This is a genomic window from Cetobacterium sp. 2G large (assembly GCF_014250655.1).
GTDB lineage: Bacteria > Fusobacteriota > Fusobacteriia > Fusobacteriales > Fusobacteriaceae > Cetobacterium_A > Cetobacterium_A somerae.
The window spans coordinates 1,026,894-1,045,150 of sequence record NZ_JACHTH010000005.1; the positions used below are offsets into that span (position 1 = coordinate 1,026,894).

The 18,257-nt window shown below is 33.0% G+C and carries 18 protein-coding genes; 8 read left to right on the plus strand and 10 right to left on the minus strand.

Features of this window, described 5'->3' with window-relative positions:
* Positions 1–21: 21 nt before the first annotated feature.
* The 9 genes from H5J23_RS07775 to H5J23_RS07815 are packed head-to-tail and all read right to left on the minus strand — an operon-like array spanning position 22 to position 9,838.
* Entirely contained in the window at positions 22–810 is a 789-nt protein-coding gene (locus H5J23_RS07775; RefSeq protein ID WP_023051624.1) for an OAM dimerization domain-containing protein, read from the minus strand.
* The gene (locus H5J23_RS07780) at positions 810–2,369 is read right to left on the minus strand and encodes a lysine 5,6-aminomutase subunit alpha (protein ID WP_185891691.1); all 1,560 of its coding nucleotides are present in this window, start codon (positions 2,367–2,369) and stop codon (positions 810–812) included. Before H5J23_RS07780 ends, H5J23_RS07775 begins: the two co-directional genes overlap by 1 nt.
* A gap of 11 nt (positions 2,370–2,380) precedes the next feature.
* The gene (locus H5J23_RS07785; RefSeq protein WP_185891692.1) at positions 2,381–3,715 is read right to left on the minus strand and encodes a DNA mismatch repair protein MutS; all 1,335 of its coding nucleotides are present in this window, start codon (positions 3,713–3,715) and stop codon (positions 2,381–2,383) included.
* On the minus strand, positions 3,705–4,727 hold the full coding sequence (locus tag H5J23_RS07790) for a hypothetical protein (RefSeq protein WP_023051627.1): 1,023 nt from the start codon (positions 4,725–4,727) through the stop codon (positions 3,705–3,707). Before H5J23_RS07790 ends, H5J23_RS07785 begins: the two co-directional genes overlap by 11 nt.
* A 28-nt stretch (positions 4,728–4,755) precedes the next feature.
* On the minus strand, positions 4,756–5,997 hold the full coding sequence (gene ablA / locus H5J23_RS07795; RefSeq protein ID WP_023051628.1) for a lysine 2,3-aminomutase: 1,242 nt from the start codon (positions 5,995–5,997) through the stop codon (positions 4,756–4,758).
* 60 nt (positions 5,998–6,057) lie between these two features.
* Positions 6,058–7,092: a zinc-binding dehydrogenase gene (locus H5J23_RS07800; protein ID WP_023051629.1), complete on the minus strand. Its 1,035-nt coding sequence runs from the start codon at positions 7,090–7,092 to the stop codon at positions 6,058–6,060.
* Positions 7,093–7,102: 10 nt separating this feature from the next.
* Positions 7,103–7,921 carry a 3-keto-5-aminohexanoate cleavage protein gene (locus tag H5J23_RS07805; protein WP_023051630.1) on the minus strand — a complete coding sequence of 273 codons (819 nt, stop codon included), beginning with the start codon at positions 7,919–7,921 and terminating at the stop codon, positions 7,103–7,105.
* A gap of 3 nt (positions 7,922–7,924) precedes the next feature.
* Entirely contained in the window at positions 7,925–8,311 is a 387-nt protein-coding gene (locus tag H5J23_RS07810; RefSeq protein ID WP_023051631.1) for a hotdog domain-containing protein, read from the minus strand.
* A 30-nt stretch (positions 8,312–8,341) separates the two neighbouring features.
* Entirely contained in the window at positions 8,342–9,838 is a 1,497-nt protein-coding gene (locus H5J23_RS07815; RefSeq protein ID WP_023051632.1) for a Na+/H+ antiporter NhaC family protein, read from the minus strand.
* Between the two features lie 298 nt (positions 9,839–10,136).
* On the opposite strand from H5J23_RS07815, the gene H5J23_RS07820 reads away from it, so the two are divergent.
* Both H5J23_RS07820 and H5J23_RS07825 read left to right on the plus strand, forming a co-directional pair.
* The gene (locus tag H5J23_RS07820; RefSeq protein ID WP_023051633.1) at positions 10,137–10,916 is read left to right on the plus strand and encodes an enoyl-CoA hydratase-related protein; all 780 of its coding nucleotides are present in this window, start codon (positions 10,137–10,139) and stop codon (positions 10,914–10,916) included.
* A gap of 27 nt (positions 10,917–10,943) precedes the next feature.
* Positions 10,944–11,783, plus strand: a complete 840-nt coding sequence (locus H5J23_RS07825) for a 3-hydroxybutyryl-CoA dehydrogenase (protein WP_185891694.1) — start codon at positions 10,944–10,946, stop codon at positions 11,781–11,783.
* A gap of 48 nt (positions 11,784–11,831) precedes the next feature.
* On the opposite strand, the gene H5J23_RS07830 is transcribed toward H5J23_RS07825, so the two are convergent.
* On the minus strand, positions 11,832–12,404 hold the full coding sequence (locus H5J23_RS07830) for a TetR/AcrR family transcriptional regulator (protein ID WP_051364108.1): 573 nt from the start codon (positions 12,402–12,404) through the stop codon (positions 11,832–11,834).
* A 264-nt stretch (positions 12,405–12,668) separates the two neighbouring features.
* On the opposite strand from H5J23_RS07830, the gene H5J23_RS07835 reads away from it, so the two are divergent.
* Genes H5J23_RS07835 through H5J23_RS07860 form a run of 6 tightly spaced genes read left to right on the plus strand, consistent with a single transcriptional unit; the run spans position 12,669 to position 18,219 of the window.
* Positions 12,669–13,319: a CoA transferase subunit A gene (locus tag H5J23_RS07835; RefSeq protein WP_023051636.1), complete on the plus strand. Its 651-nt coding sequence runs from the start codon at positions 12,669–12,671 to the stop codon at positions 13,317–13,319.
* Entirely contained in the window at positions 13,320–13,985 is a 666-nt protein-coding gene (locus H5J23_RS07840; RefSeq protein ID WP_023051637.1) for a 3-oxoacid CoA-transferase subunit B, read from the plus strand.
* 24 nt (positions 13,986–14,009) lie between these two features.
* Positions 14,010–15,218, plus strand: coding sequence for an acetyl-CoA C-acetyltransferase (locus tag H5J23_RS07845; protein WP_185891695.1), 1,209 nt, complete (start codon positions 14,010–14,012; stop codon positions 15,216–15,218).
* A 20-nt stretch (positions 15,219–15,238) separates the two neighbouring features.
* The gene (locus H5J23_RS07850; RefSeq protein ID WP_023052072.1) at positions 15,239–16,384 is read left to right on the plus strand and encodes an acyl-CoA dehydrogenase; all 1,146 of its coding nucleotides are present in this window, start codon (positions 15,239–15,241) and stop codon (positions 16,382–16,384) included.
* A 19-nt stretch (positions 16,385–16,403) separates the two neighbouring features.
* Entirely contained in the window at positions 16,404–17,189 is a 786-nt protein-coding gene (locus H5J23_RS07855; protein WP_023052071.1) for an electron transfer flavoprotein subunit beta/FixA family protein, read from the plus strand.
* A gap of 22 nt (positions 17,190–17,211) precedes the next feature.
* Complete coding sequence (locus H5J23_RS07860; protein WP_185891697.1) at positions 17,212–18,219, plus strand: electron transfer flavoprotein subunit alpha/FixB family protein; 1,008 nt, start codon at positions 17,212–17,214, stop codon at positions 18,217–18,219.
* Positions 18,220–18,257 lie beyond the last annotated feature (38 nt).

Consider the following 18,257-nt stretch of genomic DNA (forward strand, 5'->3'; position numbering starts at 1 on the left):
CATAAGTACACCCAATTCTTTTTATTTATTCAATCTTTTTGCTAACTCTTGAACAGCATATGAAGCTACATCATCTGCATATGTTCCAGTTCCAAATCCAGCATCATATCCCAACTCTTTAGCTAGTTCATGTGTGATTCTAGCTCCACCACAAATTACTAACATCTTATCTCTTAATCCCTCTGCCTCTAACATTTCAATAAGCTCAATTAAGTTTTTAATATGAACATCCTTTTGAGTAACTGTTTGAGAAACTAAAAGCACATCAGCACCTATTTCAATAGCTTTAGCTATAAAGTCCTCATTTAAAACCTGACTTCCCATGTTTAAAGCCTCTATCATCTCATATCTTTCTAATCCATAGTGTCCTGCATAACCTTTCATGTTCATTACAGCATCTATTCCAACAGTGTGTGCATCTGTTCCTGTACTTGCACCTAACACAACTATTTTTCTTCCAATATTTTCTTTTACAAACTTATCAGTTTCCTCCATTGACCATGTTGTTGATTCAACTTTTGGAACATAGATAGACTCATAGTCAACTGTATGAGTACAGTTTCCATAACAGTTAAAAAATGTAAATCCATCTGTTAACTCTTTAAAGTATGAAACTTGTGGATTTTCAAATCCCATTTTCTTCATAAGTTGTTTAGCTGCTTCAACTCCCTCTGCTCCTGCTGGAACTGGTAAAGTAAATGAAAGTTGAGTTTTTCCATCGTTCATTGTATCTCCATATGGTTTAACTGCTTTTAAATCTAGTGTTGTATCAAATGTTCTTTCTTCCATTGAATATAATCCACCACTCATTACTTAACCCCTCCTAACATTTTTGGAATAAACAGATTCATGTAGCTAGAACCCTTTTCTACAACTCCAGCTAATCCTTTTCCACCTGTTCTACTTCTTTTTATATCTGCAAAAGTTCCCTTTTCTAGTGAATTAAACAGTCCATCTTCAACCATTTTCTCAAGTAGCTCCACTGATTCATCTAAAACAAGCTGAGCTCTTTTTTGAATTATTCCATCTGCTTTAAACTCAATTTCAGATCCAAAATCTCTCATATTGTTAAATATATATCTTGCATTTTCTATTGATAAATATCTATCTGACATAAACGGTGTATGGATAGCCTCTGTCATCATTCCTAACAGTTGAAGTCCTTGCCCTGTCATTATTGCAACTTGATTAAATAGCGCATCTTGAATGTGCCCTTTAAATATATTTCCTGTCATAAACTTTGTAGGTGGCATATATTTTAATGGCGCCTTAGGGAAAATCTCTCTAGTCATTTGTGCTTGTGCTAATTCTAGTAAGAATCCATTTTCTAACTCTGGGTCCATTTCAAATGCATGTCCTAATCCCATCTGCTCTTCAGGAAGACCTGCCATAAATGCTAACTGCTCATTTATTAAATCTGACGCTAAAACTGTATGAGCATTTTCCACTGCATCAGCTGTTGTTAAATAGTTATCCTCTCCTGTATTTATTATAACTCCTGCAAATCCATTTATTACTCTTGAGAAGAACTGGTCAACTAATGTTCTTTGCATATTTATATCTCTAAATAGTATTCCATATAATGCGTCATTTAGCATTACATCAAGTCTTTCTAAAGCTCCCATAGCTGCAATCTCTGGCATACAAAGACCTGAGCAATAGTTACAAAGTCTTATATATCTTCCAACCTCTTCTCCCACTTCATCTAGGGCTTTTCTCATAATTCTAAAGTTTTCTTGAGTTGCAAAAGTTCCTCCAAATCCCTCTGTTGTAGCTCCGTAAGGAACATAGTCTAGTAAACTTTGCCCTGTTGTTCTAATAACAGCTATTATATCTGCTCCCTGTCTTGCTGCAGCTTGAGCTTGGATAACATCTTCATATATGTTTCCTGTTGCAACTATTACATATAAGTAAGGTTTTGGTCCCTCTCCAATAGTTGTTAAATACTTCTCTCTTTGCTCTCTATTTGATTTGATTCTCTCTACAACTTTATTTACAACAGGTTCTACAGCTTTTTGAACCTCATCTTTACTATGTTGTTTAATCTTAGTTAGATCTAACTCTCCAGAACTTACTTTTTCAGCTATCTCTTGAGGAGACATTCCTGTTTCTAGCATAGCGTTTCCTATAAAATACATTACCCCTTCTGATAAAACACCCTTATCTTTTAAATGATCTACTACAATGTTTGGTAATGGCACCTCGTCACAATCTACTCCATCTATCTCTAACAATCTACAAATTGTTCTTTCAACTGCAACAGTTGTATATGAGTCTACAAATTTTTGCACATCTACTGCTATATCTTTAGCTAGTCCTCTAGCTTTATCTACCTTATTGAAATCTAAACCTAACTTACTTTTAAACATTAACGTCCTCCTTATAAATACTTATATGCGTTATTTATAATATCTTCATCTATTTTTAATAGTTTCCCTATTGTCAATGCTTCCTCTGGAACACTATCATCTTCTACTTGAATTAGAGAGTAATCTATATAATCCTCAATATTTTTATAGTTTACATTCTCTTCTATTTCCGTTTTCTTAATCCCTTTAACTCTTAACTTTACAACATCTTCTCCAACTTGATCATAATGAGTTGTTATTACAGATTCTATAAAATAATTATTAAGAATTGTTATTACACTTTTTAAAAGAGCTCTTCCCTCTTGGGGATTAGTCGTTCTTGCTAACTCATCTATTAAAACAAGAGGCCTTACACCTTTTTTTATCTTTTTAACTATTCTATCTATCTCTAACATCTCTGCTGCAAAGGATGATAATCCCTCTTCTAAAGATTGAGTATCTCCAATTGATAAGCATATCTCATCAACAAGTTGTATTTCTCCCTCTATTGCTGGAATATAAAATCCCATTTGTGCCATATTTTGTACCAACCCTAAAGTTTTCAATGTAAGAGTTTTTCCAGACATATTTGCTCCAGTTATAACTGTCACGCCGTTGTGCAATGTTATATCAACCTTTTGGTATGCCTTGTCTTTATCCTCTAATATTTTTAAAACCTTTGGATTGAAAACACCTTTAAGCTCAGTTTTATTTGTAAATATAGGTTTCACTAAATTTAATTTTTGAGCTTGGTGTGCTTTTGCTAAAATTAAATCTAAATATCCTAATCTTTTTATAGAACTTTTTAAAACTTGATTATAGTTTGATAATTTCCTACTAATAACCTTTCTTACATCATCTTCCAACTGCATCTCAGTTTCATATAATGTCTCATCTTTAGTTTCTTTTATAACTTTTCTAACTTCAGATAATTCTATGGAGTAGGAACTATATATATGAAAACTTGCTATTCTAAGTTTATCTGGATCCAATATATCAATTACTTTTTCCAAATTTTGAGGAGCTAAAAATTTATAATTTTCACTCAAAATTTCATATATCTCTTGGGAGATCATGGAAAAAATTTTAATTTCAAAAAGTTCAACATCATCTAATATATATCCATTAGATAATCTATTTACAATACTCTCAATATCTTTTAATGCTGATAATTTTCTCTTTAATGTAGTATAAATCTTGGGATTATTTTCTAAAAGAGTTATTACACTTTGTAAATTTTCAAACTCTTTTTCCAATTTCAAAATATCTTTTGAAAACTCAATACTTTTTAATGTTCTTCTTCCCAATCTACTAACTATATCTAAGGTGTCAATTATATAATCAAATCCTATTTTTTCAAAGTTCATAACCTTCCTCCCTTAGATTAACAACAGGTACCTCTGTAAACTCCTCGATAGCTTTTATGAGCTCCTTTGAATCTAATATATGCCCTGTTGGAGCCACTGGATTAACTGTTATTGCTACTAATTTTGTTTTTAATAATACCTTTAATTTCCCACCTTTTCTTATAAATCTACTTAGTATCTCTCCAGATACAAATACTTTGGTAAAATCTTTTACAACTATCTCTATATTTTCTAAAAAACTCTGCTTTGTTAAGCTCTCTATAAATCTTTCTGTTAAAACTCCTGTTATATAAAGAGAACAATCCTCTTGAAATATATTTTCTTCCAACTGTGAAAAATTTAATATTGATTTAATTGGTAGCTTATTTATAATATCTTTTTCCCATAAAATTTTATAAATTCCATCCTCTAAATCTATTATTTTCTCTTTTCTTTCCCTCTCTAAACTATCTAATTTTAAAAGATTTATAACATGCTTTGTTTTTTTTATAATCTCTTTACTATTAATAGAAACTGCCGCTCCTGTTGATAGAACTATTCCCTCTGTAATAATAGGAGACCCCACACTTAAACGTGATAGGGCCCCATCTACTAATACACTGTCTACACCTTTTTCTAGAACTTCCTCTATAATATCTTTTACCCAAGTTCCGTTAGATGGTCCAGATAGTAAAACTTTTCCCTCTCCTAGGGCTCTTGCTGTTACAAGACGCCCTAGAGCAGTGGATTTTTCACTAACATCTAAAATTTCAGCTTGAAATCTCTTTTTTATATAGTGTTTTTCACTAGTTACAAAAATCATCCCTTCATAGATTGTTATTTCAGGCTTTGATGTATCTGTCACTATGTCAACTGTTTCTCCATCTATTCCTATTGAGGTAACGGCTGTTGTAACCCCTTCATCCTTCAATCTTTTTAAGATATAATTCATAGTTTCTGTCTTACCAACATTTTTTTCTAATCCAATAGTTGCTATACTTTTATAATTTTTTATATCTTTTATAAAGGGCATGATTCTCTCCTTTCAAGCTTTCTATATATTAATGAGCGTTTCTTTGTTTTCTATCAAGTTGTCTTGGCTCTAAAGTCTCTTCACATCCACTCATAAGTCCTGCAACTCCAACTTGTTTTTTCTTTGTTTCACCTTTACAAACATCACATTCACAAGTATTCTCATAGTTTGTAGGTTGAGTATATGTTGTGATTACTCCCTCAAAGTTTCTAAGAACAACTTTATCTGGAGATTGAGAGATTATGTAGTTTGGCATAACTGGAGTTTTTCCTCCTCCACCTGGAGCATCTACAACAAATGTAGGTACTGCATATCCTGATGTATGACCTCTTAATCCTTCAATGATTTCAATACCCTTAGATACAGGTGTTCTAAAGTGCTCAATCCCCATTGATAAGTCACATTGATAGATGTAGTATGGTCTAACTCTCATTTTAACTAAGTTATGAACTAAATCTTTCATTACATGCACACAATCGTTTACTCCTTTTAATAAAACTGATTGATTTCCTAAAGGAACTCCTGCATCTGCTAACATATTACAAGCTTTAATCGCTTCTGGAGTTATCTCTTTAGAGTGATTAAAGTGAGTATTTAACCAGATTGGGTGGTATTTTTTTAACATGTTACAAAGTTCTGGAGTTATTCTTTGAGGCATAACAACTGGAGTTCTTGATCCAATTCTTACAATTTCAACGTGAGGAATCTCTCTTAATTTACTAATGATATGCTCTAAGTTCTCATCAGATAAAAGTAATGGATCTCCTCCAGAAAGTAGTACATCTCTTACTTGAGGTGTATTTCTTATATATTCAATAGCTTTTTCAATTCTTTCCATTGGTAAAGCGTGGTCTGTTTGCCCTGCAAATCTTCTTCTTGTGCAGTGTCTACAATACATTGAACACATATCAGTTACTAAAAGTAATACTCTGTCTGGATATCTATGAGTTAATCCTGGAACAGGTGAGTCACCATCTTCATGAAGTGGATCCAATTGATCTGCTGCTGATTTATGTAGCTCATTTATAGATGGAACTGCTTGCATTCTAACTGGGCACTTAGGGTTATTAGGATCCATTATACTTAAATAGTATGGAGTAATTCCCATTCTAATAGTTTCTAAAGACTTTTTAATCCCCTCTTTCTCTTGTTCTGTTAATGTCATTAAACTTTCAAGTTGCTCTAAAGTCTCTATTCTATTTCTAACTTGCCATCTCCAGTCATTCCACTGCTCATCTGTTACGTTAAATCTTTCTCTCAAATTCATCATTGATAAACTCCTCCAAAATTTTCTATTGAAACCTTTTTTATTTTTTAATAAATTTTTTAATTAAACGTATAGCTTTTCAAATAACTCTCTAATTGCTTTTGATTCTCTTATAATTTCTAAAGTTAAATTAGCATGTCCTTTTGTATATCCATTTCCAACTATCATAGTTACATCTTTACCTACACCCTCTGCCCCTAAAGCAGCTTTTGTAAATGATGTAGCCATTGAGAAGAAGTAAACTACTCCATCATCTTTTGTTATTAATATTGATGACATCTCTGTTCCAGGAACATTTACGTTATTTATTACAACATCACATAACTCCCCATTTGTGATTTCATTTATTTTATTATAGATCTCTACTGGCTTTGTTGCGTCTCCTACCAATACAACATGAGCAAGTCCTAAGTCTCTGATTCTTTGAGCATTTGCTTCTGAATATTCAAATACTATAACTTTTCCAGTTTTTCCTACATTTTTCATAGCTTGATAACAACAAAGGATTCCTGATTTTCCTCCTCCACCAATTATACAAACTGTATCTCCCTCTTTAACTAACTTTTCAACTTGAGCAGGTGCTCCAGCTACATCTAGTGCTGCAAGTGCTAATTTTTCAGGAATATCATTTGGTAAAACAGCATATATTCCACTTTCAAATAAAATTGCTTTTGCATCTACGTCTACTTGATCATTTGAAATATTAATCTTTTTAATCTTCTCTATTTTTAAAGGCGTTAATGAAAGAGAAACTAAAGTTGCTATTTTATCTCCAACCTTTAAGTTTTTATCAGGGAAATCTGGTCCTATTTTTTCAATAGTTCCAATTAACATTCCTCCCGATCCTGTAACAGGATTTTGCATTTTTCCTCTCTCTGCTACTATACTTTCAATCATCTCTGCCATTTTTTTCTCATCTTTATTACATGCTTCTTTAATTTGTGTAAAACTAGCTGAATCAATATTTAGAGTTTGTACATTAATTAATACTTCATTTGACATAATCTCCATATCATTAGATATTTTTAATGCTCCTTGTGGTAATGATCCAACAGGCTCTATTACTCTGTGTGTTCCAAATTTGCATCCCTTTTTCATAATATCCTCCTTAATTTAAACCTAATATTTTTCTTGCCTCAGTTGGATTTGCAATCTCTCTTCCAAACTCCTTTGCAAGTCTTACAACTTTTTCAACTAATTCACCATTACTTTTTGCTAATACACCTTTTTCAATATATACATTGTCTTCAAATCCAACTCTTACGTGACCTCCTGATATTATAGAAGCCGCCGCAAGAGTGAATTCAAATCTTCCAATTCCAGCAACTGAATATGTAGATCCACAAGGTATGCTCTCTTTTAAAAATATGAAATCTCTTAAATCTCCAGAAATTCCACCATTTACTCCCATTACAAAACTAAAGTGAATCGGCTCTTTAATAAATCCTTTTTTACACAATCTAATTGCCATGTCTATCATTGATTTATCAAAAACTTCAACCTCTGGCTTAACACCCAAATCTATCATCTTTTTTCCAAACTCTTTAATCATATTCTCAGTGTTCACAAAAATTTCATCGCCACCAAAGTTTAATGTTCCACAATCTAATGTTGCCATCTCTGGTTTTAAATCAACTGGCTCCAATCTTTCAGCTGAGGTCATCCCCACTGACCCCCCTGTAGAAGGTTGAACTATTACATCTGGACATCTCTCTTTTATAGCTTTTATGCACTCATCATATCTTTCTTTTCTTTGAGTTGGAGTTCCATCGTCCTCTCTAACATGAAGATGGATAACACTCGCTCCCGCTTTATATGCACTGTAAGCTTCTCTAGCAATCTCTTCTACTGTATATGGTATAGCTGGATTGTGTTCTTTTGTCACTTCAGCACCACATATTGCTGCTGTTATTATCAACTTTTCCATAGTCTACCCCTTTCTCTGAACAGCTTTTGGAACAACACAAGTACCAACTGCTTTACACACTACAATAGGTTCTTCTAAAAAATCTGCTGCTGAATCACAAATATCAGCTCTTGGAATAATCACTTTTCTAGCTTCAAAACTCATGGCTCTTGAAGTATTTCCAACTTTTGTAATCTCTCCTACAACCTCTAAATAATCTCCAGCATATACAGGAGCCATGAACTCTACCTCACTATAAGCCTTGAATAAACCTTCATCCCCATCATGCTTTATAAGTAGCTCTGTTGCTACGTCTCCAAATAACTGTAAAATTCTTGCTCCGTCTACTAAATTTCCACCATAATGAGCATCTGCTGAACTCATTCTTAATCTTATCATTGATTTTGTCATAACTCCTATCTCTCCTTCACATGTTTTTTATTATGCTAACTCTTCTGTTTCTGCTGCTACTTCTACCTCTTCGTTTTCTCCTGCTAACTGCACATTTGGCTCTGATGGTAACGCAAATCTTGGAATAAATCTATCAAGCCCTGTTAAAGTAAGTATTAAAATACTTCCAACAGCTATGTAAGCCATAAAGTTAAACTTTATAATACTCATTGCTGTAAATGATGCTAAAGGATACACTGCATTTGCAATTCCTAAGTAGAACCCTATGTAAACGTGCCATGGAATTAGTTGAGATCCGAAAACTCCTAATGCATCACTAAATGTTGCATTTCTAAGTCTTAAAGTCTCAATATCTTGTGGACTTCCCTTTACATTTTTTTCAACAAGTTCTTTTATAATTGGTCCTATAGTTACAATTTGTGCCATTTCATCTGCTAAAGCAGCGTTTCCTAATACTGATAAAACACCATTGTAGAACATAAGTTGTCTAACATTTCCAGAAATCCTTTTAATAAGAATCGATACCGGTCTGAAGGCATCCATAATTTTCATTATTCCACCAAATGCTGCAACCCACATCATCATTACGATAACCCAAGATCCTGCTCCTTCAAATCCTGTGTAGATTAAATCTAAAAACGCTGATGGACTTTCAACAGTTCCAGCAAAAGTTCCACATACAAAAGATGCAAAAATTCCAAGGAATAAACATAATAGTGTATTTACTCCTTTAAATGCTGAAACTAAAACTAGAATTAGAGGAATAACCATATAATAAGGCACTCCACTTTTAACTTGATTAAGCAATGCTACTGCACTCTCTCTTTTTTCTGCTAGAGCGGCCCATGCTGATTCAGGTATTTGATTTATAGCCTCAACTGGACTTCCAACTTCTGTTGGTAATCCCATAGCAACACTCACTACATAGAAAGTTATTACTGCACACACAAGTACTAAACCTGACCAAACACCTTGATGTCTTATTCTTTTTACAACTTCAACTCTTTGAATTCCAGAACTTACTATTGTTGTATCTGATATAAGACCAATGTTATCTCCAAAACATGCTCCACCAGCTATTGCTGCTAAAGTTAAGAACATATTTCCTTGAACTATGTGGTTTAGCCATAAGAATATCGGTGCACATGCTGCAAATGTTCCCCAACTTGTTCCTGTAGCAATTGATAGAATTGATGTTACTATAACTCCAACTACTGCAACAGTTCTAGCTGTTAATCCAAATCCTAAAGCTATGTTAATTATAGAAGCTCCAACTCCTGTTGACATAAAAGCTTCTGCCATTGCATATGCCATCATTAGGATAAAAAAGGCTATTTGCATCTCTCTTGCATTTTTTATACAAGCATCTATAATATCACTTATTTTTTTCTTTGCCACAAGTGATGCTACAAGTGCTGCATATACTGTTGCTAAAGGTGCTGCTAATAATGCATCATACCCACTCATCATTAGTCCTGCCAAAACTAAAACTGGACTAAGCTTTATTATCGCCGTTACCGTTCCCATATTTTCCTCCTAGAATGTTTAATTTCTCATAAATTTTTCAAGTAGGATGTAAGTGAGTGCTTACTTTAGTTTTGTCAGTAGCTATATATACCTCACGTTTTTTTCTAAGTCAATAGTAATTTAAAACTTTTTTCTTTTATAAAGTTTTATTTTAGCACTAAAACATCCCATTACAGACACTTTTAAACATTAAAAAATTTTTTAAAAATAAAAAAATTTGACAAATTTAACTTTTATGAGGTAATAAGGGTCTCGTTAAGTATTTTTTAACTACAATTTGTGTAACAAGGAGGAAAAAATGGTATTTAAAAATCTTTTAACTGAAATTCATGGAAAAATCTGTATAGTTAAAATTAACAGACCTGAATCTTTAAATGCTTTAAACGAAGAAACTTACAAAGAGATTCACCAATGCTTTTCTCAGTTAGAAAAAAATGATGAGATTGATGTTATTTTACTAACAGGTGAGGGACGTTCTTTTGTGGCAGGAGCTGATATCTCTTTTATGAAAGATTTAAGTACAAAAGAGGCTAAAGAATTTGGTATTTTAGGTACAAATGCTTTTAATGCAGTGGAAAATATCAATAAAGTTGTTATTGCTGTTATTAATGGATTTGCTCTTGGTGGTGGATGCGAACTTGCTATGTCTTGTGATATTAGAATTGCTTCTGATAAAGCAAAACTTGGGCAACCTGAGGTTACACTTGGTATTACTCCAGGTTCAGGTGGAACTCAAAGACTTCCTAGATTAGTTGGTCTAGCTAAAGCTAAAGAACTTATATATACAGGTAATATTATTGATGCTCAAGAAGCTAAATCTATCGGTTTAGTTAATCAAGTTATTGAGCATGATAAGCTTATGGAATATGCACTAAATATGGCAAATAAAATTAGTTCTAATGCTAAATTGGCAGTTCAGTATTCAAAAGAAGCTATAAATAAGGGAATTCAAGTGGATGAAACTACGTCAATGTTCATTGAAAGTAGTTTATTTGGACTTTGTTTCTCAACAGAGGATCAAAAAGAGGGTATGTCAGCATTTTTAGAAAAAAGAAAAGCAAACTTTATTAACAAATAAACTATACAAAAGTTATAAGGAGGAACAATGAAAGTATTTATTGTAGGTGCTGGAGTTATGGCAAGTGGTATTGCTCAAGTTTTTGCAACAGGTGGTCATGAGGTTTTAATGACAGATATTTGTGCTGAAGCTCTTGAAAAAGCAAAAAAAGGTTTTGTAAAAAGTTTAAGTAAGTTAGTTGAAAAAGAGAAAATTACAGAGGATAGAAAAAATGAGATTTTAGCAAAGATTCATACAACTTCAAATATTGCTGATGCAAAAGATGCTGATTTAGTTATTGAAGCTGTATCTGAAAGAATGAATATTAAAAAAGAGTTATTTTCTAAATTAGATGAAATCTGTTCTGAGAAAGCTATATTTGCAACTAATACATCTTCGCTTTCTATAACTGAGATTGCATGTGCTACAAAGCACCCTGAAAGAGTTATAGGAATGCACTTCTTCAATCCTGCTCCTGTTATGAAGCTTATTGAAATTATTAAAGGCTATACTACAAGTCAAGAAGTTTATGAAACTATTTTAAAACTTTCTAAGGAACTTGGGAAGGAACCTGTTTTATGTGAAGAAGCTCCTGGATTTGTTGTAAATAGAATTTTAATTCCTATGATTAACGAAGCTATTGGAATTTTAGCTGATGGTGTTGCCACTGCTGAAGATATTGATAATGCTATGAAATATGGTGCTAATCACCCAATTGGACCACTAGCTTTAGGAGATTTAGTTGGACTTGATGTTGTTTTAGCAATTATGGATGTTTTAGCTACAGAGTTTGGAGACCCTAAATATAGAGCTCACTCACTTTTAAAGAAAATGGTTAGAGCTGGAAAACTTGGAAGAAAATCTGGTGAAGGATTCTATAAATACTAATAAAAAAGAGAAAACCTGCTTTTAGGGTTTTCTCTTTTTTACTTTTCTTTACTCAGTTTTTTTATATTGATTAATTGAATTTTGATAAAATTTAATTTTTTCACTTAAAAAATGCCCATCCCTTTCTCCTGTGAATTTTCCCTGCGTTAAAATTTTTAAAAGAAAACTACCCATTACACTACTTAACATATCGTTTACAAAAGTTTCAGGAGAGTAATGAATTTTGTGTTCGTGAAAAACTCCAATAAAATGGTCTACTAAGTAGTTTTTAAAATCAATTGTTCTAAGAAATTTTTGATTCTCACTATCTGACAATTTTAGTTGAAGTCTAAAAATTATCTCATGTTGATGTAAGAAATTTTGATAAAGTAGTATGCTTTTAGCTATATCTTGTTCTAACTCTCCCGTTAAACTTTCATGTAGAGAACGAATAATTTTACTCTCCTCTACAAATTTATTTATTATCTCCTCTAAAACTCTATTTTTAGTTCCAAACAATCTAAAAATAGTAACTTCGTTACACTCTGCTTCCTTGGCAATACGTTTTGTTGAAACTTTATCAAATCCCTCTTCTGAAAAGAGTCTTTGTGCACAATCTAAAATTTTATCCCGTGTTTTCATCATTCCTCCAGTTCTGCCCATATTTTTAAATGTTATCCCAATATATACCTTACTTTTGACTCTTTTGTCAAATATTTTTTGGAAAAATAAAAATATTTTTTTATTTTAAAAAACTCTCTCTAATTATATGTTTGTAACACCTTTTTTGTGTTCGAAAAAAATATTTTTTATTTCACTATTGACATTTACTTTCTGTATGAGGTATATATTCATACTGAAAATAGGCAAGTATGTACTTGCTAACTTAAACAAAGGAGTGAAGTTATGAAAAAATTGGTCTCTGTTGATTTTGCAGCATCACTTATTAAAGACGGTTCATCTCTTATGACTGGAGGTTTTTTAAAGTGTGGCTCTCCTAAGGAGGTTATCGAAAAATTATTGGAAAATGGTACTAAGGACTTAACTCTTATTGCCAATGACACAAGTTTTCCAGATTTTGAAAGAGGAAAGCTTGTTGTTAACAAAAGAATTAAAAAAGCTATTGTATCTCATATTGGTACTAACCCTGAAACTGGTAAGCAGATGCATAGTGGTGAAATGGAAGTTGTTCTAGTTCCTCAAGGAACTCTTGCTGAAAGAATTAGAGCTGCTGGAGCTGGACTTGGTGGAATTTTAACTCCAACTGGAATTGGAACTGTTGTTCAAGAGGGAAAAGAAGTTATTGAAGTCGATGGAAAGAAATATCTTCTTGAAAAACCATTAAGAGCTGATGTAGCACTTATTTACGGAACAAAAGTTGATTCTTTTGGAAACGTATCATTTCACGGTTCAACTAGAAACTTTAATACTATAATGGCTACTGCTGCTGATACAGTAATTGTTGAAGCTGAAGAGATTATTGATGGATGTTTAGATCCTAACGAAGTGGTTATTCCAGGAATATTTGTGGACTATATCGTTAAGGGAGGAAGATAAATGGAACTTACAAAAGAAAGAGTTAGAGAGATTATAGCTAGAAGAGTTGCTAAAGAATTTAAAGATGGAGATGTAGTTAATTTAGGAATTGGATTACCTACAGAAGTTGCTAACTATATCCCAGATTCTATATATGTTGCACTACAATCTGAAAATGGTTTAATTGGTATGGGACCTACTCCTTGTGAAGCTGAAGAGGATTGTAGAATATCTAATGCAGGGGGGTCATTAGTTACTATTGCTCCTGGAGGATGTTTCTTTGATAGCTTCACATCATTTGGAATCATTCGTGGTGGGCATGTAGATGCCACTGTTTTAGGAGCTTTACAAGTTGATGAAAAAGGAAATCTAGCAAACTGGATGGTTCCTGGGAAAATGGTTCCTGGAATGGGGGGAGCTATGGATTTAGTTGTGGGAGCTAAAAAAGTTATTATTGCTATGGAGCATACAGCTAAGGGAGCTCCAAAAATCTTAAAAAACTGTACGTTACCTCTTACAGCTGCTAGTGAAGTTAATATGATTATTACAGAAAAAGGTGTTATGGAAGTTACTGATAAAGGTATTATTTTAAAAGAACTTAGTCCATACTCATCTATTGAGGATATTGAAAAATCTACTGAAGCTACTTTAATTATTGATGAAGATTTAAAAGTTATGGAAGTATAAATTTACTAGGAGGTTTTTAAATAAATGGAAAAAATCTATATTGTAGCTGCAAAAAGAACTCCCATTGGATCTTTTTTAGGTTCTTTAAACAAAGTATCTCCAAGTCATTTAGCAGGAGAAGTTATAAAAAATATTCTTGAAGAAACTAAAGTTGACCCTAATAACTTAGATGAAGTTATTATTGGAAATGTTTTATCTGCTGGACATGCTCAAGGAGTTGGAAGACAATCAGCTGTTAGGGGTGGGGTTCCTTACTCAGTTCCAGCTTACTCTTTAAATATTATCTGTGGAAGTGGAATGAAAGCTGTTATGTCAGCATATCAAATTATAAAATCTGGTGAAGCTTCTCTTATTTTAGCAGGTGGAACTGAATCTATGTCACAAGCTCCACATCTACTTAACCACAACATTAGAACAGGAATTAAAATGGGAGATTCTTTAGCTAAAGATCATATGATTTTAGATGCTTTAACAGATGCTTTCCATGGAGTTCACATGGGAATAACTGCTGAAAATATAGCTGAAAAGCATAATATCTCTAGAGAAGAACAAGATCAATTTTCTATAGAGTCTCAACAAAAGGCAATTGCTGCAATTGATAGTGGACGTTTCAAAGATGAGATTGTTCCTATTGAAGTAAAGGATAGAAAAGAAACAATAGTTGTTGATACAGATGAATATCCAAATAGAAAAACATCTTTAGAAAAACTTTCTCAACTTAGACCTGCATTTAAAAAAGATGGTTCTGTTACAGCTGGAAACGCTTCTGGTATAAATGATGGAGCTGCAATTTTACTTATAGCTTCTGAATCAGCTGTTAAAAAATATAACTTAACTCCTTTAGTTGAGATTGTTGGAGTTGGACAAGGAGGAGTTGATCCTTTAGTTATGGGACTTGGACCTGTTCCAGCTATAAAAAATGTTTTAGATAAAACTGGAATGAAATTAAAAGATATGAATATCTTAGAACTTAATGAAGCTTTTGCAGTTCAATCTCTTGGAGTTATGAAAGAACTTTGTGAAATGTATTCAATAGACCCTGCTTGGTTTAACGATAAAACTAATGTTAACGGTGGAGCAATTGCTTTAGGACACCCTGTTGGTGCTAGTGGAGCTAGAATACTAACTACCCTTGTACATGAAATGAAAAAAAGAAAATCTGAATATGGTTTAGCAAGTCTTTGTATCGGTGGAGGAATGGGGACTGCAATAATAGTAAAAAATGTTCAATAAAATATATTAGGAGGAAATAAATGGATTTTACATTAACTAAATCGCAAGAACTTTTTAAGCAAATGATTACAGCTTTTGCTGAAAATGAAGTTAAACCTCTTGCTGCTGAAATTGATGAGGAAGAGAGATTCCCTGTTGAAACTGTTGAAAAAATGAGTAAAACTGGTCTTATGGGAATTGTTATTCCTACTCAATACGGTGGTGCTGGTGGAGACCAAATTATGTATACTATGGCTGTTGAAGAGCTTTCAAAAGTTTGTGGTACTACTGGAGTTATCCTTTCTGCTCATACATCTTTAGGAGTTGCTCCTATTTTAGAGTTTGGAACTGAGGAGCAAAAACAAAAGTATCTTCCTAAAATGGCTTCTGGTGAATGGATTGGTGCTTTTGGTTTAACTGAACCAAACGCTGGTACTGACGCTGCTGGACAACAAACTACTGCTTGGTTTGATGAAAAAACTAATGAGTGGGTATTAAACGGTTCTAAAATATTTATAACAAATGCTGGATATGCTCACGTTTATATTATATTTGCCATGACTGATAAATCAGCTGGTTTAAAAGGTATCTCTACTTTTATAGTTGAAGCTGATACTCCTGGATTCTCTGTAGGTAAAAAAGAGAAAAAGCTTGGAATTAAAGGTTCTGCTACTTGTGAGTTAATCTTTGAAGATTGTAGAATTCCAAAGGAAAACTTAGTTGGAGCTATTGGAAAAGGATTTAAAATTGCAATGATGACTCTTGATGGAGGAAGAATTGGAATTGCTGCTCAAGCTCTTGGAATTGCTGGTGGAGCTTTAGATGAAACTATTAAATATGTAAAAGAGAGAAAACAATTTGGAAGAGCTCTTTCTCAATTCCAAAATACACAGTTCCAAATTGCTGATATGTATGCAAAAGTAGAAGCTTCGAAACACCTAGTTTACAAAGCTGCTTGGAAAAAATCTAGAAAAGAAAACTACTCAGTTGATGCTGCTACAGCAAAACTATTTGCTGCTGAAACAGCTATGGATGTAACAACAAAAGCTGTTCAACTTCATGGAGGATATGGATATACAAGAGAGTATCCTGTTGAGAGAATGATGAGAGATGCTAAAATTACTGAGATTTATGAGGGAACTTCAGAAGTTCAAAGAATGGTTATCGCAGGATCATTACTAAAGTAAATTAGGAGGATTAAACAGAATGAAAATAGTTGTATGTATAAAACAAGTACCTGATACTACAGAGATTAGATTAGATCCTGTTAAAGGAACTCTTATTAGAGATGGAGTACCTAGTATCATAAATCCAGATGATAAAGGTGGATTAGAAGAAGCATTAAGATTAAAAGATAAATTTGGAGCTCACGTTACTGCTATAACAATGGGACCTCCTCAAGCTGATTCAGCTTTAAGAGAAGCTATTGCTATGGGAGTAGATAGAGCAATACTTTTAACTGATAGAAAATTTGCAGGAGCAGATACACTAGCTACATCTCATGCGATATCAGCAGCTTTAAAAGAGTTAGATTATGACCTTATTATTGCAGGAAGACAAGCTATTGATGGAGATACTGCACAAGTTGGGCCACAAATTGCTGAATTTTTAAATCTTCCACAAATTACATATGTAAATGATATTAAGTTTGATGGAAAAGATACATTTGAAGTAAAAAGAGCTACTGAAGAGGGATACATGTTACTTCAAGTTCAAAAACCTTGTTTAATGACAATCTTAGCTGAAGCAAATAAACCAAGATATATGAACGTTAAAAACATTGTAGAAGCTTTCAATAAAGAGGTTGAGGTTTGGGGAGTAGATAGATTATCTGATATAGATGAAGAAAAATTAGGACTTAAAGGTTCTCCAACAAAAGTTAAAAAATCATTTACTAAAGGTGTTAAAGCAGTTGGACAGCTTTATGAAGTTGACCCTCAAGAAGCAGCGAAAATTATTGTTGAAAAATTAAAGGAAAAATTTATAATCTAAAATTTTAAAGAAGGAGAATGTCATGAATTTAAATGAATATAGAGGGATCCTTGTTTTTGCTGAGCAAAGAGAGGGAGTACTACAAAATGTTGGATTAGAGTTAATCGGTAAAGGAAAAGAGTTAGCTAAATCTCTTGATGAGAAAGTTACAGCTGTACTTTTAGGATATAACATCCAAAATTTAGCTAAAGAGTTAGTTGCTTATGGTGCTGATGAAGTTGTAGTAGTAGATTCAAAAGAGTTAGCAATCTATGATACTGAAGCTTATACACAAGCATTTTCAGCAGTTATTAACGAAAGAAAACCTGAGATTGTATTAATTGGAGCGACTACACTTGGAAGAGACTTAGGACCTAGAATCTCATCTAGAATTGAAACAGGACTTACAGCTGATTGTACAATGTTAGAGATTGGAGAAAATAGAGAGTTTTTAATGACAAGACCAGCTTTTGGTGGAAACTTAATGGCCACTATCATCTGTCCTGATCACAGACCTCAAATGTCAACAGTTAGACCTGGAGTTATGACAAGATTATCAAAAGATGAGAATAGAGGTGGAAAAATTACAGATTTTAAAGTTAATTTTGATCACTCAAAAATGAAAGTAAAAGTTTTAAATATAATAAAAGAAGCAAAAGCAAAAGTAGATATTACAGAGGCTAAAATACTAGTTTCAGGAGGAAGAGGAGTTGGAGCTCAAGGTGGATTTGACAACTTAGAACTTCTTGCAAATGAACTTGGTGGAGTAGCAGCGGCTTCTAGAGCATTAGTTGATGCTGGAATAGTAAGTCATGATAGACAAGTTGGACAAACAGGAAAAACAGTTAGACCAGATGTATACTTTGCATTTGGAATCTCTGGAGCAATACAGCACTTAGCTGGAATGGAGGAGTCAGAGTACATAATAGCTATAAATAAAGATAAAGCGGCACCTATTTTTGGAGTAGCAGATTTAGGATTAGTAACTGATTTAGGAAAAACAGCAACTTATTTAGTTGAAGAGATTAGAAAAGCAAAAGCTGAAAAATAAACCTTAAAAGTTACCACTTTAAAGCAAAGGATAGAAAA